Source organism: Pseudaestuariivita atlantica (assembly GCF_001205715.1).
Lineage (GTDB): Bacteria > Pseudomonadota > Alphaproteobacteria > Rhodobacterales > Rhodobacteraceae > Pseudaestuariivita > Pseudaestuariivita atlantica.
Map to the genome: position 1 here is coordinate 119,646 of NZ_AQQZ01000004.1, position 18,293 is coordinate 137,938.

Annotated in this window: 18 protein-coding genes; 3 read left to right on the forward strand and 15 right to left on the reverse strand. The window is 68.1% G+C overall.

Annotated features, from left to right (window positions below):
- Positions 1-12: 12 nt before the first annotated feature.
- The 4 genes from ATO11_RS09965 to ATO11_RS09980 are packed head-to-tail and all read right to left on the reverse strand — an operon-like array spanning position 13 to position 4,272.
- Positions 13-966, reverse strand: coding sequence for a glycosyltransferase family 2 protein (locus ATO11_RS09965; RefSeq protein WP_050530723.1), 954 nt, complete (start codon positions 964-966; stop codon positions 13-15).
- Complete coding sequence (locus ATO11_RS09970) at positions 966-2,195, reverse strand: glycosyltransferase (RefSeq protein ID WP_050530724.1); 1,230 nt, start codon at positions 2,193-2,195, stop codon at positions 966-968. Before ATO11_RS09970 ends, ATO11_RS09965 begins: the two co-directional genes overlap by 1 nt.
- A complete protein-coding gene (locus ATO11_RS09975; protein ID WP_050530725.1) occupies positions 2,192-3,160 on the reverse strand; it encodes an NAD-dependent epimerase/dehydratase family protein in 969 nt (322 codons plus the stop codon). Before ATO11_RS09975 ends, ATO11_RS09970 begins: the two co-directional genes overlap by 4 nt.
- Entirely contained in the window at positions 3,148-4,272 is a 1,125-nt protein-coding gene (locus tag ATO11_RS09980) for a Gfo/Idh/MocA family protein (RefSeq protein ID WP_050531092.1), read from the reverse strand. Before ATO11_RS09980 ends, ATO11_RS09975 begins: the two co-directional genes overlap by 13 nt.
- A gap of 222 nt (positions 4,273-4,494) precedes the next feature.
- On the opposite strand from ATO11_RS09980, the gene ATO11_RS09985 reads away from it, so the two are divergent.
- Positions 4,495-5,244: a WecB/TagA/CpsF family glycosyltransferase gene (locus ATO11_RS09985; protein ID WP_050530726.1), complete on the forward strand. Its 750-nt coding sequence runs from the start codon at positions 4,495-4,497 to the stop codon at positions 5,242-5,244.
- 3 nt (positions 5,245-5,247) lie between these two features.
- Here the strand turns inward: ATO11_RS09985 and ATO11_RS09990 are convergent, their stop codons facing one another.
- The 3 genes from ATO11_RS09990 to ATO11_RS10000 are packed head-to-tail and all read right to left on the reverse strand — an operon-like array spanning position 5,248 to position 9,576.
- Positions 5,248-6,015, reverse strand: coding sequence for an SDR family oxidoreductase (locus ATO11_RS09990; protein ID WP_050530727.1), 768 nt, complete (start codon positions 6,013-6,015; stop codon positions 5,248-5,250).
- Positions 6,005-7,582: a GMC oxidoreductase gene (locus ATO11_RS09995; RefSeq protein WP_050530728.1), complete on the reverse strand. Its 1,578-nt coding sequence runs from the start codon at positions 7,580-7,582 to the stop codon at positions 6,005-6,007. The genes ATO11_RS09990 and ATO11_RS09995 overlap by 11 nt, the downstream gene beginning before the upstream one ends.
- On the reverse strand, positions 7,579-9,576 hold the full coding sequence (locus tag ATO11_RS10000; RefSeq protein WP_050530729.1) for an acyltransferase family protein: 1,998 nt from the start codon (positions 9,574-9,576) through the stop codon (positions 7,579-7,581). The genes ATO11_RS09995 and ATO11_RS10000 overlap by 4 nt, the downstream gene beginning before the upstream one ends.
- Before the next feature lie 190 nt (positions 9,577-9,766).
- Here ATO11_RS10000 and ATO11_RS10005 point away from each other — a divergent pair, with 190 nt between their 5' ends.
- Positions 9,767-10,309 carry a serine O-acetyltransferase gene (locus ATO11_RS10005; RefSeq protein WP_050530730.1) on the forward strand — a complete coding sequence of 181 codons (543 nt, stop codon included), beginning with the start codon at positions 9,767-9,769 and terminating at the stop codon, positions 10,307-10,309.
- Here ATO11_RS10005 and ATO11_RS10010 read toward each other — a convergent pair.
- The 7 genes from ATO11_RS10010 to ATO11_RS10040 all read right to left on the reverse strand — a co-directional run bounded on the left by ATO11_RS10010 (position 10,306) and on the right by ATO11_RS10040 (position 16,264).
- On the reverse strand, positions 10,306-10,956 hold the full coding sequence (locus tag ATO11_RS10010; RefSeq protein WP_050530731.1) for an androgen-induced gene 1 family protein: 651 nt from the start codon (positions 10,954-10,956) through the stop codon (positions 10,306-10,308). The two genes, ATO11_RS10005 and ATO11_RS10010, sit on opposite strands and share 4 nt — an antisense overlap.
- 47 nt (positions 10,957-11,003) lie before the next feature.
- Complete coding sequence (dxs, locus tag ATO11_RS10015; RefSeq protein WP_050530732.1) at positions 11,004-12,932, reverse strand: 1-deoxy-D-xylulose-5-phosphate synthase; 1,929 nt, start codon at positions 12,930-12,932, stop codon at positions 11,004-11,006.
- Positions 12,933-12,947: 15 nt separating this feature from the next.
- Positions 12,948-13,805, reverse strand: a complete 858-nt coding sequence (locus ATO11_RS10020; RefSeq protein WP_050530733.1) for a polyprenyl synthetase family protein — start codon at positions 13,803-13,805, stop codon at positions 12,948-12,950.
- The gene (locus ATO11_RS10025) at positions 13,795-14,037 is read right to left on the reverse strand and encodes an exodeoxyribonuclease VII small subunit (RefSeq protein WP_050530734.1); all 243 of its coding nucleotides are present in this window, start codon (positions 14,035-14,037) and stop codon (positions 13,795-13,797) included. The genes ATO11_RS10020 and ATO11_RS10025 overlap by 11 nt, the downstream gene beginning before the upstream one ends.
- On the reverse strand, positions 14,034-14,957 hold the full coding sequence (locus ATO11_RS10030; RefSeq protein WP_050530735.1) for a histone deacetylase family protein: 924 nt from the start codon (positions 14,955-14,957) through the stop codon (positions 14,034-14,036). The genes ATO11_RS10025 and ATO11_RS10030 overlap by 4 nt, the downstream gene beginning before the upstream one ends.
- A gap of 102 nt (positions 14,958-15,059) precedes the next feature.
- The gene (locus tag ATO11_RS10035) at positions 15,060-15,761 is read right to left on the reverse strand and encodes a response regulator (protein ID WP_050530736.1); all 702 of its coding nucleotides are present in this window, start codon (positions 15,759-15,761) and stop codon (positions 15,060-15,062) included.
- The gene (locus ATO11_RS10040; RefSeq protein ID WP_050530737.1) at positions 15,758-16,264 is read right to left on the reverse strand and encodes a MarR family winged helix-turn-helix transcriptional regulator; all 507 of its coding nucleotides are present in this window, start codon (positions 16,262-16,264) and stop codon (positions 15,758-15,760) included. The genes ATO11_RS10035 and ATO11_RS10040 overlap by 4 nt, the downstream gene beginning before the upstream one ends.
- 153 nt (positions 16,265-16,417) lie before the next feature.
- Here ATO11_RS10040 and ATO11_RS10045 point away from each other — a divergent pair, with 153 nt between their 5' ends.
- Positions 16,418-17,287 (forward strand): branched-chain amino acid aminotransferase, encoded by an 870-nt coding sequence (locus ATO11_RS10045; RefSeq protein ID WP_050530738.1) that lies wholly within the window; start codon positions 16,418-16,420, stop codon positions 17,285-17,287.
- Here ATO11_RS10045 and ATO11_RS10050 read toward each other — a convergent pair.
- Positions 17,263-18,282 (reverse strand): App1 family protein, encoded by a 1,020-nt coding sequence (locus ATO11_RS10050; RefSeq protein WP_050530739.1) that lies wholly within the window; start codon positions 18,280-18,282, stop codon positions 17,263-17,265. The genes ATO11_RS10045 and ATO11_RS10050 overlap by 25 nt on opposite strands.
- Positions 18,283-18,293 lie beyond the last annotated feature (11 nt).

The following is an 18,293-nucleotide window of genomic DNA, read 5'->3' on the forward strand; positions in this document are numbered from 1 at the left end:
GACGCGCCTTTGCTACTTGTATTCGATGATCTCCATCGCCGCGCCCTGCCGCTTGCGCTGCAGATACGTGGCCATGCCGATCATGTTGGGGATCTTGGACAAGGTGATGAACAGCGCGTGATGCGCCGCCTGCCGCGTGGGCAGATCGCGCCGCAACCCCTGGAAGGTGCGCGCGTAGTTGTAGGCGTAACCGGCGAGCGCCAGAAGGACGAGCCAGCCGGACCACGCCAGCCCGATCACCGCGATGACCGGCAGGACAAGGCCATAAACCCAGACGCGCTTGCGCTCGCGGCGGAAGAATTCAGGATGAATATCGCCCACCTGGGCAAAGCCGTGGCCGGACCGGACCGCGCGCCGCCACCACTGCCCGAAGCGGGTCATCGCGGCGTCGTGGCGCGTCATCTCGACCGGCAGGCGTTCCAGCCGCCAACCCGCCTTGCGCAGCCTTTGGCAGAACTCGTCATCCTCTGCCGCGATCACGTCGGCCCGCCATCCGCCCGCCTCTTCATAGGCGGCCACGCGGACCATCATGTCGCCGCCGCAGGTTTCGATCTCGCCTGCGGGACGGCGCCATTCGTAATGGCAAAGCGCGTTGTAGACGCTGGCATCGGGGTGGATCTCGCTCCGCCAGCCGGTGACCATGCCAAGGCGGTCATCGGCTCCCAACGCGGCAAGGCCCGCCTCCAGCCAGCCATCGTCGACGCCGCAATCGCCGTCGACGAATTGCACCACGTCCACGCCGTCCAGCGCCGCGTAGCCAGCCGCGCGAGCACGGGCCGCCGTGAAGGGCACCGAGGTATCCAGCGTCACCACCTGCGCGCCGCGCGCCTCTGCCGCGGCCATGCTGTCGTCGGTCGAGCCGCTGTCGACATAGATGACCTGCGCCGCCTGCCCCGCCACGCTGTCGAGGCACCGCACAAGCCGCGCGCCCTCGTTCCGACCGATGAGAACGATCCCGAGCCGCATCACGCTGCCCCCGGTCGCAGGCCCGGCGTCCGGCCTTCGTGATGCGCAGTGACGAGGTGGCCGAGCCATGCCGCCTCTTGCGCGATGTCGAATTCGGCCAGCACTTTCTCGCGCCCCGCCGCGCCCATCCGCGCGCGCAGGTCGGCATCGTCCAGAAGGGAGGACATGGCGACGCCCAGCGCCACGTCGTCACCGGGCGGGACCAGAAGGCCCGACACGCCATCCTCGACCAGTTCCGGCACGCCCGCGATGCGGGTGGTGACGACCGGCACCTGCGCCGCCATCGCCTCCATCAGCACGACGGGGACACCTTCGGCGAAGGAGGGCAGGACAAGCATGTCGGCACCCGCCAGCAACTCGGCCACGCGGGACTGGCTTTGGTACCCGGCGAAGGTCACACCGGTCAGGCCCAGCTCGCTCACCAGCGCCTCGTGACTTGCGCGTTCGGGGCCGTCGCCCACCAGCGTCAGATCGAATTCGAGGCCCGAAGCGCGCAGCGCCGCGCAGGTGCGCAGCAGGACCGGCACGCCCTTCACGCCCGCAAGCCGCCCCACGAACAGGACACTTGCCCGCCCTGATGGGCGGTCGCGTGCGCCATAGCGGTCGGGTTCGACCCCGCAATGCACGATATGCAGCTTCGCCCAGTGTTCGGGCGCGGAAAACACCATGGCCTGACTGCGGCAGAAATGGCTGATGCAGGCCACGAACTGCGCCCGCGCGATCTTTTCATCCAGCCGCCAGTGATGCGGTTCAAAGAAGATGTCGGGCCCGTGCAGAGTGAAGCTGAAGGGGATGCCGCTGATCCGGCTCGCCAGCATCGCCACGGTGCAGGAAGCCTTGGCGATGTGGTTATGCAGATGCGTGATGCCATGCGCCTGCATCCGGTCGGCCAGCACCGCCGCCTCGGCGAGGTAGATGAGGTTATAAAGCCGCCCTTTCACGCCCCTGGGCGCGGTCCGCCACGCAAGGCCCAGCGCGCCCCAGAACGACCCGCGCCCGAGGTTGCGCAGCAATGTGCCAAGCCCGCGCAAGGACGCGAACGCGGGCAGGACGTGGAACGTCTGCTTGGCCTCTTCCCGCTGCTCCGGCCCCACCAGATGGGCGGCGTCGGTGCGGCGGATGGAGCAGGTCTCCACCTCGAACCCCAGCTTGCGGAGTTGCGCGACCTCCCGCTGGATGAAGGTGTCGGTGGCGCGGGGGTATTCGCCGGTGAGATAGGCGATCTTCATGCGCCCTCCCTCCGCAGGCTTTCGGCAAAGGCCGCGTCGAAATCATGCGTGGGCGTCCAGCCCAGCAGTTTGTGCAGCCGCGTGTTGGAATAGCGCAAGGGCTGGTACCGCGCCCGCAAGGTCGGTGCCTGGAACAGGCTGGAGGCGGAACCGGATTGCCCCAGCACCGCCGCCGCTGGCCGCAGCCAGCGCCAGTTGAACGGCACCACGCGGCTGGGCCAGCCGGTCTGGCGCATCGTGGCAAGGAAGCGCGCCCGGTCAGGCAGGTCGTCGTCCAGCACATGCACCACGGAAACAAGTTCGGGCGGGGCAAGGCCCGCCGCCGCGACCAGCACCTGCGCGGTGTGGTCGATGAAGGCCAGCGGCACCTCGCCGCAACGCTCCATCCGTATGACGGTATCGCCAAAAGCGGGCCCGATATGCGCGTTCCACAAACGTCCGGGGCCGAACACCGCGCCGGGGCGCAGGATCCAGACCGGCAGGCCGACATCGCGCGCGGCGTCCCGCACCTGCCATTCCTGCGCCAGCTTGGCACGCGCATAGGCGTCGCGCCCGGCGGGCAGGGTTTCGATCGGGGTCGCCTCGGTCACCGTCGACCCATCAGACAGGCCGGTCGCCCCGATCACCGCGATGGAGGAGACGTGCACCAGTCGCTTGGGCACGACCGACAGCGCCTGCATCAGCACCTGCGTCCCCCGGTCGGTATCGCGGGACTGGATCACCGGATCGCCGCTGAGCGAGGCCGCGCAATGGATCACCGCGTCGACGCGCGGGAGCACCTCGATCAGCTTTGCCTTGGCCTCGGGCGCGGTGAGATCGCAGGACAGGCTCGCCTGTGCCTCGGGCACCTGCCCGCTGCGCACGTGGCCGGTGACATGCCAGCCCCGCGCCTTGGCCTCGGCCACGACGGCGCGGCCCAGGAACCCCCCCGCGCCGGTGACAAGCAGGCGGCCTACGTCGCCCATGGCATCGGCTCCATGTCGGGGGCGCGGGTGGTCATCTGTTGCGCGCCGGTATCGCGGCCCGCCGATTGCAGGGCCAGCGTGACCTCGTTCAGATGCAGCGCGAACCGGGCTCCCAGGCGCGGCGCACGGCCCACCTCGATCGCCTCTGCCATCTCGACCACGCCCAGCGCGAAATTCATCGAGGCCGCGCCCCACCGCCCCACCTTGGGATGGGTCTGACCCCGCAGGCGGATGCGGCGGCCAAGGGGATGTTCCAGCAACCGGCGGCGGATGCGCATGCGGCGATGGAAGCGCACGGGTGCTGCGTTGTCCCACGCCGCCTTCACCCGCAATACGCCCGCGTCGCCGATCACCGCGATCCCGTGGTCATGGGGGGCCACGATGGAACAGGTCAGCCGTGCGACCATGCCCGACGCGAAGAAAAGGGTGCCGATGGACACGTCCGGCGTCGCGGTATCGGGATCGGTCTTGCCCGGCAGCACGGCGGCCGAGGCGGCGACAACCGTTTCCACCGATCCGAACATCGCGATCAGCCATGTCAGGTAATACCCCGCATGTTCCAGCGTGCAGCCGGTTCGAAACTCGTCCTCGGCAGGCCACGGTGCGCCGCTGTCGCTGACCCAGTCGCGATAGGGCGCCTGCGGGATGAACCCGTCATCCAACTCGGCATAGACAAGGCGCGGCGTGCCCGCGACGCCCGTCCGCACCGCGTGCGCCAGCGTCTGCGCAGTCTCTCCCAGAACCGAACAGGGGGCGGAGGCAAGCGTCAGCCCGCGCGCCTCGGCCAGATCGACCAGCGCGCGCGCCTCGTCCATCGCCACGGCCAGCGGCTTTTCGGAATAGACGTGGTGCCCGGCTTCAAGACAGGCGCGGCTGACCTCGAAATGCGCGGTGGGGTTGGTGAGGTTCAGAACGATGCCGCCCTCGGGCAGATCGGCCAGCAAAGCGTCTTGCGAGGCATAGGCCGGGACGCCGTGATGCGCGCAGAAAGCGGACAGGCGGGCGTTGTCGATGTCGAACGCGCCCACGACGCGCACATGCGGGAAGGTCGCGAGCGACGCCATGTAGAGGTCGGCCACGAAACCGCATCCAATGATCGACACCGCGCTCATCTGCCCAAATTCCTCGACACCTTGGTCCCGAATATCGCCTGCGCGGGACGATCTGGCAAAATCATAGAAAAGTGGCGAGATTTCGGCATCTCGCACCGGCGGCATCAAACCCTGTATCATGTCCGTGCGATAGGGGGAGATTTGCCATAAAAAGGCCCGCGCGGGGCCGTGCAAAGGTCTGCCGGATCGGGCAAGGCACGCGCAGACAAGGGAGCGACACCGTTGCAGTTCACCACCGGGCAGGGCCACGTCACGATCAACACGCCCAGCAAGGCCGCGCTGATGGCGACGGTCGAGGCACGCCTGACGGCGGGGGAGGGGTTTGCGCTGGCCACGCTGAACCTCGACCACCTCGTGAAGCTGAACAGTGATCCGGCGTTCCAGGCGGCTTATGACGCTCAGGATATCGTGGTGGCCGATGGCAACCCGATTGTCTGGATGTCGAGGATGGCGGGCCAGCCGGTGGAATTGGTGCCGGGTGCCGATTTGGTCGTCCCACTCGCCCGGCAGGCCGCGCGCCTTGGCGTGCCCGTGGCCCTGCTTGGCACGACCGACGAGGCGCTGGCCGACGCGGCAGAGGCGCTGACCGCGCTTGCCCCCGGCCTGAAGGTGGCCGCACGCATCGCACCGCCGATGGGATTTGACCCCATGTCACCGGCGGCGGATGCGACCTATGACTCGCTTGCGAAATCGGGCGCGCGCCTGTGCTTCCTTGCCCTTGGCGCGCCCAAGCAGGAGATGCTGGCGGCCCGTGGCCGGTCGCTGACGCCGCAGGTGGGTTTCGTGTCGATCGGGGCAGGGCTCGACTTCCTTGCGGGGACGCAGACGCGGGCCCCGGCATGGGTGCGTCGGCTGGCGCTGGAATGGGTCTGGCGGATGGTGTCGTCACCCGCGCGGCTGGTGCCGCGTTACGCGCGCTGCATCGCGATCCTGCCGGGCCATATCGCCCGCGCCGTCACCCAACGCGCCTGAGCGTCAGGCCAGCCGCCTTGGTTGCGCCCGGCGGCGCATCATCAACAGGTCCTTCACCCGCCCCTTCAGGCCACGCCCCGGCAACAGCTCGGTCGCCATCTCGAACGTCGTGCCGCTGAGGCTCCGGTCGTGCCACAGCGCGAGCGTCGCGCCCCATTCGGCGGCCTCTTCGGGCGCGACGCCGTCGGGGATACCCATCCCGGTCCGCAACATGCCGGGAAGCCAGTCGCCGATGACGATGTCGGGGAACCTGTCCCCCAGATCAGCCAGCATCGCACGGGTCAGGATCCGCGCAGCACCCTTCGACACCGAATACCCGGCGCTCAGCGGGATGGGTGCGATGTCGGCGAAGGTCGCCACGTTCAGGATCCGCCCGCGCCCTTCCGCCACCATGTCATCCAGCGCCGCGCGGCTCGCCGCGAACGTCCCGCCAAGGTTGACCGAGACGGTCTGCATGAAACTCTCCGCCGTCTCGTCCAGCACGTCCCGGCGCGGGTAGACAGCGGCGTTGTTCACCAGCACGCGCACCGGGCCCAGCGCGCGCAACGCCGCGAAGGCTTCATCGACCGACGCCGGATCACCCACGTCACAGATGAAGGGATGCAGCCCGTCACGCCCCTCGCAGGTCTCGGCCAAGGCGTCCTCGCGCCGGGCGAGGCAGGCGACCGTCGCGCCGCGCGCGGCCAGCGAATGGGCCAGCGCACGGCCTAATCCGCCGCTTGCGCCGGTCACGACGCAGACGCCGTCCAGAAGCTCGGGATCAGGGGTCATGGGCCATGTCCTTTGCAAGGTGATCGGCCACGCGCAGGGCGTTGGCCGCGATGGTCAGGCTCGGGTTCACGCCGGCCGAGGTCGGCATGAACGACGCATCGGCAACATACAGGTTCGCAACCTCGTGCGCGCGGCAATCCGGGCGCAGAACGGACGTCGCGGGATCGGTGCCGAACCGCAGCGTCCCGCAACCATGCCCGAAATTCAGCTCGGGCGTGCGGGTCAGGAACAGGGTGCGATGCGCCCGGAACGCCCGCTTCATCGCCCGCCGGAACGCCCTGCGCCGCGACAGAAGCTCGGGCCGAAGGGAGTAGGTAAACCGCAGCGCATCCGGATCGTCGGCGGGCGAGGGCAGGACGCGATTGTCGGCATAGGGCAGGTCCTCCATCAACCCGACGAACACCTTGGCCTCCCCCAGAACGCGCGCCGCAATCGCCGCCGGGATGCGTGTCAGGTGCCGCAGCTGCCGGAACCGCGCCAGCGCCGACCGGTCGTACATCCCGTTCAGCACGTGCACGATATCGCCATAGGACGCCTCGATCCCCATGGCCTGCACCATGCCGAACCGCTGGTCATCCCGGTGGTAGAGGTCGCGCAGGCCGATCGCCTTCGATGGCCCCGCGAACGCCTCTCCCCGGCGCGGCCAGATCGCCAGCATCTCGTTGAGATGGAACATCAGGTGCCGCCCCACCTGCCCCGCACCATTGGCGCAGCCCTCGGGCCAGGCCTCGCTGGCCGAGTTGAACAGTAGCCGGGGCGAGCCGAACGCGCCCCCGGCCAGCACGTAGCGCCGCGCGCGGATCACGTGTTCCGCCCCGTCATGGCGCACGACAAGGCCGGAAATCGCGGCCTCTTGCCCTTCGAACCGCACCGCTTCGGTTCGGGTGGCAAGCGCCGCATTGCCCGTTGCCAGCGCCGGTTCCACCCCGGCCGAGCGTCCGTCCATCTTGCAGGGGCGCGGGCATTTGTGGCCAAGACAGTCGCGGCATCCCGGCAAATGCCGCACCGCCGAATGCAGCGCATAAGGGTGCAGGCCGGACCGGCGGAAACTGTCGGCCATGGCCGCGTCGCCCGCGCCCATCGGGTGCGCCTCGGCGACAGCGTGGGGGATGTCCGACAGCGGATCGTCGCCCCCCGCGACGTGGTACATCCGCTGCGCCGCGTCGAACCACGGCAGGAAGGCATCGAACGACACCGGCCAGCCCCCGGTGGGATGGGGCCGCGTGTTCGACGCATCGAGATCATGCCGCTCGGGCCGCTCCAGCGTCGCCGCGTAAAAGACCGAGGACCCGCCCAAGCCCGCCCCGACCGGCCCGTGAAACCGGCTGGCGCGACCGTCGATGGTGGCCTGCATCTGGCCTGGCCACGCTCCGCGCAACAGCCGCGCCTGCGGATCGAAGATACCGGGATCGATGGCCTGCTCCTCGGTCCGGTGACCTGCCGGCCCCTTCTCGACGAACAGGACCTTCAAACCGGCCTCGGCCAGCGCGCGACCCATCGTGCCGCCGCCCATGCCGGTCCCGATCACGACGACGTCCCAGTCCCGGCTGAACAGCTCCGCGCTCATCCGCCGTCCCGCGCGAAAAGCGGGGCCAGAATCCCGCGCAATTCCCGCGCACCCGTGTTGGTGAGGTGATTGTTGTCGAAAAACCAAACGGCCCCGTCCCCCGCCGCGCGGCAACCCGCGTCGTCGCACAGGTCGGGCCACGGGTCGAGCAGGGTGACTGCACCCGCCTCCGCCAATGCGTTGATGGCACCATCCGCCCCGGCATTGCGCGCCGCCAAGTCCTCCCGCGAGGTCGCCATCGCCGCGTCGGCCTCTTCCGCCGTCATCCGCCCATGTACCAGCGCCCGCGCGACGGTGCGGGACTGGTACCCGGCGATCTCGGGCACCTGCCGCAGCACCAGCACCTCGTTGAAATGATCGAGGAGCGTGGCAACGGTCCGCTCGAACCCCGCCGCGAACGGATCCGCCTCACCACCCTGCGCGCGCAACGCGATCCGGTTCCCCGCATCCAGCCCGACGCCGCCGCCCTCGGCGTAATAGGTCCAGCGCCCGATCAGCAGAACCTTGTCCATGTCGGGCAAAGCGGGCAACGCCGCCGCGATCTGCGCGTTGATCGCGAAGCAGCGCGCGTCCTGCGCCGGGGTCGCGGCGCTTTCGGTCTTGTCGGTCCCGAAGAAGGGCGGGCAGCCCGCCGTCCAGATCAGGATGCCCGGCACGTCCGCCTCGGACGCCGCCAGCGCGATCCCGTCATGCCACGCCCGCGCGTGGCTGTCCCCCCAAACCAGGACGCGCGGCGCGCCTTCCGGCCCGATGGGACAAACCTCGATCCCCGCAAGCGGCCCGTCAGGCTCGACGCGGCACCGGCTGAAATCCTGCAGGAAATCGCCCGAGGCCTCGATATGCCGCGCCACCACCGCATCGAACCGTTCCGGCACGCCATCCCGCACGAACAGCACCCCCCCGATCGCCAGCAACGTGGCCGAGCTTGCCACGACGCCCGTCACCAGCCTGCGCGGCGTGATCTTCCGCGACCGGCGCACGGGGCGCTCGACAAAGGCCCATGACAGGATGGCAAGCCCGAAGGACAGGTTGATCCCGACAAGGGCCTGCAGCGCGCTCGCCTCTCCGCCCAGCCAGTAGCCGCCCAGCGTGACGACCGGCCAGTGCCAGAGGTAGAGCGAGTAGGAAATCAGCCCGATGAACACCGGCACCTTCATCGACAGCACACTGTTCACCGGGTTGTCATTGCGCCCGTTCAGCAAAAGCAGGACCGTCCCCAGCACCGGCAGCAGCGCCGCGACACCCGGAAATCCCGGCCCCGGCTGGATCAGCGCGATGCCCAGCAGCACCAGCGCCAGCCCAAGCCAGCTGAGCGCGGGATGCGCGTCCCAGTCCTGCGCCCGCCCGTGGCCCCAGATGGCCAGCAGCACACCCGCCAGAAGCTCCCAAGCGCGGTAGGGAAAGAGATAGAAGGTCGCCGGCTGATCCACCGGTGTCACGAGGATGCACAGCGCGAGCGACGCGGTTGCGATCCCCACCAGCACCGCAAGGCACAGCCGCGGCCAGCGTGCGAGGATCAGAAGGGCCAGCGGCAGCACGATATAGAACTGCTCTTCCACGCTCAGCGACCACGTGTGCAACAGGGGCTTTTCCTCGGCCGCGCTGTCGAAATAACCGGCCGAGCGGTAGAACAGCACGTTCGACAGGTAGACCGCCGAGGCGATCAGCGCCTTGCCGAACTCGCGGTATTCGAAGGGCAGCAGAACCCACCACCCGACCACCGCCGTGACAAGCGCCATGGTGAAGAAAGCGGGCGCGAGGCGGCGAAAACGCCGGACGTAGAAGGCGCCGATGCGCAGCGTGCCGGTGTCGCGGTGTTCGGCCCATAACAGGCCACCGATCAGGAACCCGGAGATGACGAAGAAGACGTCGACGCCCACGAAACCGCCCGACAGGCCCGGCACGCCGAAATGGTACAGCACCACCGACATCACCGCGATGGCGCGCAGCCCGTCGATCTCGGGCCGGTAATCGTGGTGATCGGGGGCGGGCATCGACGTGTCGATCCTCGTTCATGGCGTCACGCGCGGCCCCCCGTCGCGCGTTCCGGGTTTGCGGGAGGGGGGCCGATCCTGTCAAGCGGCCCGCCGCACTTGGCCCGGACCGTTGCAGCGCCGACGCACATTGGCACAGGCGCACATCCGCAGGATTGTGAGCGGGTCGCAAAATCCCGACACTGACGCCATGGCCGACGACACCCACCCGCACCGGACTGCCGCCGATCTGGGCCACGAAGAGGGCGTTTCGGCCACGATCCCCGACTGGTCGCGCGAGGACGTGCGGCGCTTCTGGGATCCCGGCCAGAAATTGCTGCGCGCGATCCGCCGCTACCAGGCGGCCCGCGCGCGCGGCGGGATCACCGGGCGGATCGCCGCCAAGCGCTGGGCGCTGTCGCACCTTGTCTGGTCCACGGTCACCCAGTGCGAAATCCACCTCACGACCGAGATCGCGGGCGGGCTGCGCCTCACCCATCCCACCGGCATCGTGATCCACCCGCAATCGCGGATCGGACCGAATTGCATGATCTTCCACCAGGTCACGCTGGCCGGGCCGGTGACGCTGGGCGGTCATGTCGATATCGGCGCGGGCGCCAAGATCATCGGCCCCCTGACGATCGGCGACCATGCCCGCGTGGGCGCAAATGCCGTGGTCACCCGCGACGTGCCCGCCGGTGCCACGGTCGCGGGCATCCCCGCGCGCATCATTTCCGAAAAGGACCCGGCCTAGAGGAACCGCCGGATCACCCAGCCGACCGCGGCGAAGCCCGCCAGCATCAGCAGGGCCACCACCATGTTCGAGCCATAGAACATGCCGCGTTCGGCCAGTTCCATGCTGTTCATGAACGGGTAGGGCAGGCCGCTGGTGACCGACCCGGTGGGGCTGTCGTTGAACCGCTGGACGAAAAGCTCCGACCACAGGATATAGGCGCCGATCACCGCGACAAGCGGCAGCACCGCCCGCCAGATGCGCCGGAACACCCGGCCGATGAACAGCGCGTCGATGATCTGCAGCGCAGGTCCAAGGCCGTGCAGGTAGTATTCCTGCCACCAGATAATCTCGTTCCCGCCATTGACGAGGCTCGGATCGATCAGGAACAGCCGCCAGTAGAGCAGCGCCACCATCCCGTTCAGCACCGCCGCGACCATCGCAGTGACCTCGTGCTTGCGCTCGATCCGCTTCTCGCTCCGCGCCAGCATGCGGCTTGCCGCATAGAACGACAGGACCAGCGCCCAGATGGTCAGGTACCGGAACGGCCCGCCCGGCCCCGTCCACTCGTTGAAGAGGATGTTGTAAACGGTATAGCCCGCCGCCAGCAGGAACACGGCCCAGCGATAGGACAGGACGGGGCGGGAATGGATGTCGATCTCTTTCATGCCGCAACTCTGGACAAACGTGCCCGCAAAGCAATCAGGACCCTACGTCAAGCGCGCTTGCCCGCCAGCGACGCCACGCCCAGAACGTCGAGCACCTTTGCCTCGATATCCTCGGCGTTCAGGCCCGCCATCGCGTACATGTCGCGGGGTGAGGCCTGGTCGATGAAGGTGTCGGGCAGCACCATGGAGCGGTACCTGAGCCCGCCGTCGAACACGCCCTCGTCCGCCAGAAGCTGCGCCACGTGGCTGCCGAACCCGCCCACCGCGCCTTCCTCGATCGTGATGAGAGCCTCGTGATCGGCGGCGAGTTGCAGGATCAGGTCGCGGTCGAGCGGCTTGGCAAAGCGCGCATCGGCAATGGTCGGCGTGATGCCCTTGGCCGACAGCGCCTCGCAGGCGGTCTCCACCTCGGACAGGCGGGTGCCGAAGGACAACAGCGCAACGCGGCTGCCCTCACGGACAATCCGTCCCTTGCCGATCTCCAGCGGTACGCCGCGGTCCGGCATCTCGACGCCCACGCCCTCGCCCCGCGGGTAGCGGAAGGCGATGGGGCCGTCGTCATGCGCGGCGGCGGTGGCGACCATGTGCTTCAACTCGGCCTCGTCGGCGGCGGCCATCACGACCATGCCGGGCAGGTTGGCAAGGAAGGCCACGTCGAACGCGCCCGCATGGGTGGCGCCATCGGCCCCCACCAGCCCCGCGCGGTCGATGGCGAACCGCACCGGCAGGCGCTGGATCGCCACGTCATGCACCACCTGGTCATAGCCGCGCTGCAGGAATGTGGAATAGATCGCGCAGAAGGGTTTCATCCCGCCCGCCGCAAGACCCGCGCTGAACGTCACGCCATGCTGTTCGGCAATGCCCACGTCGAAACAGCGCGACGGGTAGCGTTCAGCGAACAGGTTCAGGCCGGTCCCGTCCGGCATCGCCGCCGTCACGGCGCAGACGCGATCATCCTCTGCCGCCTCCTGCAACAGCGCATCGGCGAAGACCTTGGTATAGGACGGCGCGTTCGATGCCGCCTTCTTCTGCTTGCCGGTCACCACGTCGAACTTGGCGACGCCATGCCCCCGGTCGGCCGCGTTTTCCGCCGGGTGATACCCCTTGCCCTTGCGCGTGATCGCGTGGATCAGGATCGGCCCGGTCGCCCGTGCGCGGACTGTGCGCAGCACCGGCAGCAACTGGTCAAGGTCGTGCCCGTCGATGGGGCCGAGATAGGAAAAGCCCAGCTGCTCGAACAGCGTTCCGCCCACGGTCATGCCCTTCAGCATCTCCTTGGCGCGCTTGGCGCCTTCGCGGAGCGGTTCGGGCAGGAAGCTGACCGCGCCCTTGGCGGCGGCCTTCAGGTCCTGGAACGGCTCTTCGGCATAAAGGCGGCTCAGATACGACGACAGCGCGCCGACCGGCGGGGCGATCGACATCTCGTTGTCGTTCAGGATCACGATCATCCGCTTGCCGAGGTGACCGGCATTGTTCAGCGCCTCGAACGCCATGCCCGCGCTCATCGACCCGTCGCCGATCACGGCAATCGCGTCGCCCAGACCACCTTCGCATTGTCCACCGAGGTCGCGCGCCACGGCAAAGCCCAGGGCCGCACTGATCGAGGTCGAGGAATGAGCCGCGCCAAACGGGTCGAACACCGACTCGGACCGCTTGGTGAACCCGCTCAATCCGTCCTTCTGGCGCAGCGTGCGGATGCGGTCGCGCCGTCCGGTCAGCACCTTGTGCGGGTAGCACTGGTGCGACACGTCCCAGATCAGCTTGTCCCGCGGCGTGTCGAACACGGCATGCAGCGCCACCGTCAATTCGACCACGCCCAGCCCCGCGCCCAGGTGCCCGCCGGTTTCGGACACGGCAGAGATCACCTCGGCACGCAATTCCTCGGCCACCTGCTTCAGCTCGGCATCCGAGAATTGCTTGAGGTCGGCAGGCCGCGCGACGCGGTCGAGCAAGGGGGTTTCAGGGCGGTCGGTCATGCGGGGTTCCCGGCTTCAGGATTTGCGGGAGATAACGAAATGCGCCAGTTCGCGCAACTTGGCCGCATCCTCCCCGTAAACAGATAGGGCGCTGACCGCGACGTCGACAATATCCGCCGCGCGGCGTTTCGCCTCGTCCAGCCCGAGGATCGACACGAAGGTCGCCTTGCCCGCGGCCTCATCCTTTCCGACCGCCTTGCCGACAGTGCCCGCGTCACCTTCGACATCGAGAATGTCGTCGGCGATCTGGAAGGCGAGCCCGATGCACTGGCCGTATTCCAGCAACGCGCCTTCATCCGCACCCGCCATGCGCGGCCCGGCGCTGGCCGCCCATGTCAGGAGCGCGCCGGTCTTGCCCGCCTGCAGCAGGGTGATTTCTTCGAGGCTCAGCGGCTCTGCCGCGGTTTCCGCCGCGATGTCGCGCATCTGCCCGCCGACCATGCCGCCCCGGCCCGCCGCTTCGGCCATGCTGCGCACCATCGCCACGGCGTTCGGTGCCTCGGCCAGCAATTCGAAACACAGGGTCTGCAAGGCGTCGCCCGCCAACACGGCCACCGCTTCGGACCACTTGCGATGCACCGTCGGCTGACCACGGCGCAGGTCGTCGTCGTCCATACAGGGCAGATCGTCGTGCACGAGGCTGTAGGCATGCAGCGCTTCGACCGCGCAGGCGGCGTGCACGGCATCGTCCTCGGCCACGCCGTGCAACCGCGCGCTTTCCGTCACGAGGAACCCGCGCAGACCCTTGCCGCCGATCATCGCGTGGCGCATCGCGTCGGCCAGATCGCCCCTGTCGTGGTGCAAGGCCCTGTCCAGCCGCGCCTCGACCCGCGCCTGCGCCGCCGCGAGGTCGCGCTTCAGATCAACCGACATCCAGCGGCGCCGTACCCGTCGGGTTTCCGTCACCGTCCAGCGTGATCGCGGCCACCTTTTCCTCGGCCCGCTTCAGCTCATCGGTGCAGCGTTTCTTGAGGGCCACGCCGCGCTCGTACAGGCTGACCGACTGGTCGAGCGGCGCGTCACCACGCTCCAGTTGCCCCACGACCTGTTCAAGCTCGGCCATGGCCTGCTCGAACGTCATTTCTTCGACCGGAGTGTCGCTCATGGAGCCTCCATCAGTTCCAGCACATGCGCCCGCGCCGACGCGCCAAGGGCGTCCAGATCATAGCCACCCTCAAGGCACGATACCACCCGGCTGTCACACAACTCCGCCGCCAGCGCGCACAATTCGCGCGTGACCCAGGCAAAGTCCCCCTCGACCCAGCGCAATTGAGCCAGCGGGTCGGCGGCGTGGGCATCGAACCCGGCAGAGATCAGGATCAATTCTGGCCGGAATGCGCGCAGGCGCGGGAACACCTGCTGGGTATAGGCCGCGCGCATGGCGCCGCCATCCGTTCCCGGCGCCAGCGGGACGTTGACGATCGTATCGTGCGGCCCGCGCTCGTCGGGATAACCGGTGCCGGGCCACAGGGGCATCTGGTGCGAGGTTACGACCAGCGCGCGCGGTTCGTCCCACAAGAGCGCCTGCGTGCCGTTGCCGTGATGCACGTCGAAATCGACCACGGCGACCCGGTCCAGCCCATGCGCGTCCATCGCGTGCCGCGCCGCCAACGCGACGTTGCCGAAGATGCAGAACCCCATCGGCGTCGCCTGTTCGGCATGGTGGCCGGGCGGGCGCGCGGCGACAAAGGCGTTCTTCACCTCTTTCGCCATCACCATGTCCACCGCTTTAAGCGCCCCGCCCACCGCGCGGAACGCCGCCTCTTCGGAACCGGGCGCCAGAAATGTCTCGGAATCAAGCGCGGCGAACCCGCTTTGTGGGACCGACGCGCGGATGCGTGCGACATGGCCTTCGGTGTGCAGGGTGGTGACGTCGTCGTCGGTGGCAAGGGGCGCCTCGACCCGGAGAAGATCGAGGTCCTCCAGCGCGGCCCGGACTGCCTCCAGCCGCGCCACCCGTTCCGGCATCCCGTCCGGCGTGACATGCCCGTCGAACGCGTCGTGTGTGATCAATGCTGTTGTCATGCGCGTCGTCCTTTTCGGGAGGGGGTCGGCTGGCAAGCAGCCGACCTACATCTGGCGCGGCGCCGTAGGTCGGCTGATTTACAGCCGACCCCGCCCGCTGCGTCAATCGCTCGCCAGCATGTAGCCCGCGCCGCGCACCGTTTGCAGGTAGCGGGGCTGTTTGGGGTCGGCCTCGATCTTGCGGCGGAGGCGGGTGATCTGGACGTCGACCGCGCGCTCCTGCGCCTGCCCGCCGTCGCGGCCCAGCTTCTCCACCAGTTCCGACCGGCTCACCGCCTCCCCCACCTGCGCGGAGAAGATGCGCATCAGCTGCGCCTCGGTCGCCGTCAGGCGGACCTGCGTGTCGCCCTGCCAGATCTCGCCGCGATCCACGTCGTACCGGACGGGGCCAAGGCTCAGCACCTTCGGCGCGGCCTCGGCCACGTCCGCGTCGGGCATCCGCCGCAGGATCGCGTTGATCCGCAGCAGCAGCTCCTTCGGCTCGAACGGCTTGGCGAGGTAGTCGTCCGCCCCCGCTTCGAGCCCCGCGATCCGGTCCTCGGTCTCGCCCTTGGCGGTCAGCAGCAGGATCGGCGTCGCCAGCGTTTCCCGCAGATCGCGGGTCAGCGACACGCCGTCTTCACCCGGCATCATCACGTCCAGCACGATCAGGTCGAATTCCAGCCCCGACAACAGCCGCCGCGCATGCGCCGCGTCCCGCGCGGCGGACACGATGAACCCGTTGCGGATCAGGAATTTCTGCAGCAATCCCCGGATGCGTTCGTCGTCATCGACGACAAGGAGATGCGGATCGGGTTCGCTCATTCGCGCCCCTCCCGCAGCTTCATGTAATTGCGGCGCATCTCGGGGTCCATCATCGCTTCTAGCACCTGCCGGAAGCCCACCACCGCCTCGGGCCCGGCGGCGCGGTAGGCGGCGCGCATCCTCGCACGCTGCGCATCCGACAGCTGGCGCTCCAGCGCCTTGCCTTCCTCGGTCAGGTAGAGATGGCGTTCGCGCTTGTCCGCGCGGCCCACGCGGCTCTCGACCAGCCCGTCCTCGATCAGGGTGCGCAGCACGCGGTTCAGCGACTGCTTGGTCACGCCGAGAATGTTCAGCAGGTTGTTGACCGTCGTGCCGGGAGCGCAGTTGATGAAGTGGATGGCCCGGTGATGCGCACGACCGTAGGACAGCGTCGACAGGATGCGATCGGGATCGGCGGTGAACCCGCGATAGGCAAAGAACATCGCCTCGATCCCCTGCCGAAGCTGTTCATCGGTCAGGAACAACAGCGCCTCGCCGCGCGGCGCGCCCAAAGTATCCGGCATCCTCTCCCTCGCCCGGTCTGACGTCTTTCTTCGACACTACGTCAGCCTTGTTGACATTCCAAGGCGCAATAGGTATCGAATCACAGTTTTCGCGCAACTAAATGTCCGATACGGACCTAACCTGCGCAACATTCGCAAACCGGAGGACTTGGCATGGCGGGTGCATATGATGATCGCGACGGCACGATCTGGCTGGACGGAGAGCTGGTGGACTGGCGCGCAGCCAACGTACACATCCTGACCCACGGCCTGCATTACGCCTCTTCGGTGTTCGAGGGCGAACGCGCCTACGGCGGCAAGATATTCGAATCCGTCAAGCATTCCGAGCGGTTGCACTTCTCCGGCGAACAGCTGGACATGCCGATCCCCTACTCGGTCGACGAGATCGAGAAGGCCAAGTACGACGTGCTGAAGACCAATGGCTGGGACGATGCCTATGTCCGCGTGATCGCGTGGCGCGGGTCGGGCGAGGACATGGGCGTCAGTTCCAAACGCAACCCCGTGCGCATGGCCGTCGCGGCATGGGAATGGGGCAGCTATTACGGCGATGCCAAGATGCAGGGTGCCAAGCTCGACATCTCGAAATGGAAGCGCCCCTCGCCCGAAACGATCCCCTCCCACGCCAAGGCGGCAGGCCTGTACATGATCTGCACCATGTCCAAGCACGAAGCCGAGGCCAGGGGATGTTCGGACGCGCTGATGATGGATTACCGCGGCTACGTGGCCGAGGCGACGGGCGCCAACGTGTTCTTCGTCAAGGATGGCGAGGTGCACACGCCGCTGCCCGACTGCTTCCTGAACGGCATCACCCGGCAGACCGTCATCGGCATGCTCGAAGACCGCCAGATCAAGGTGCACGAACGCCACATCATGCCCGAGGAACTCGACAGTTTCGAACAATGCTGGCTGACCGGCACCGCGGCGGAGGTCACCCCCGTCGCCCAGATCGGCGAGCACATGTTCGAAGTTGGCGAGCTGTGCCGCGACATGACGGAAAGCTACGACAAGCTGGTACGTTCCTGACCGGGCCGCGCCGGCGGCAAGGTCATCCCGACGAAGGTTTGCCCGGTCGTCACGCGCAGGCCGGCGGCGCGCATCGCGTCGATCTCGGCCCGCGCTTCGTCTGACGGGCCGGGACCGGGCTCGCGTAGGATGACCTGCACGATGCGCCCCGGATGGCGCAGGTGCGCGGCGTGATAGACCTCGGCGTCGTGCTGGCCGGTATCGCCCACCAGCACGAAGGGCAGGCCGGGATGGGCGGCAAGGATCCTGTCGATGGCCGCGCCCTTGTGATCGCCATGGGTGCCGGTGATGAACTGCCGCTCGCTGATGCCGAGGTCACGCAGGAACATCGGCCCCCGCGGCAATCCCGCGCGGGCAAAGACCTCCCTGAGAAACCCGAACAGGTTCCACGGCGAGGACGAGACATAGAAGACAGGCGCGCCGGCCTCCTCCGCACGCTGCATCAGTGCCAAGGCGTCGGGGAAGACGTGCCGCGTCTGCGCATTGCCGGTGAAGGTGGTCCAGAGGTTTCGCTTCAGCGAATAGGCGCCGGTCTGCATCACCGTGTCATCGATGTCCGAAATCACGCCGAAGGGCGCATCGGGTCCGGGCACCCGCACCGGCAACGCCGCGCGCATGTGCGGGTAGGCCGGCAGCGTCACGTCGATGTCGTGCCAGCCCGGCGCAAGGCCCCGGCGCGGGATGGACAGGCGGACATAGCCTTCCTCGTCGCTGAGGGTGCAGACGTCCCCGGCACAGACCTCCACCCCCTGCACCTCGTCGGTGAAGAACAGCCGCAGCATCTGCCACGCATTCTCCCGCTTCGACTGGCCGGACCGCACGTCCGAGCGCGCGACATGGCTGAGGACCCGGCCCTGAAGATGCAGCGCGTCTGGCCCGGCGAACCCATCATAGGCCTCGATCACCGGCTTTTCCGGCATGGCGCGGGGGCGCAGGCTGTCGATCACTTGCTCGATCGGGTGCACGAGGCGGGCGAGGGCGGATTTGAAGGACATGGCCTCTCCTG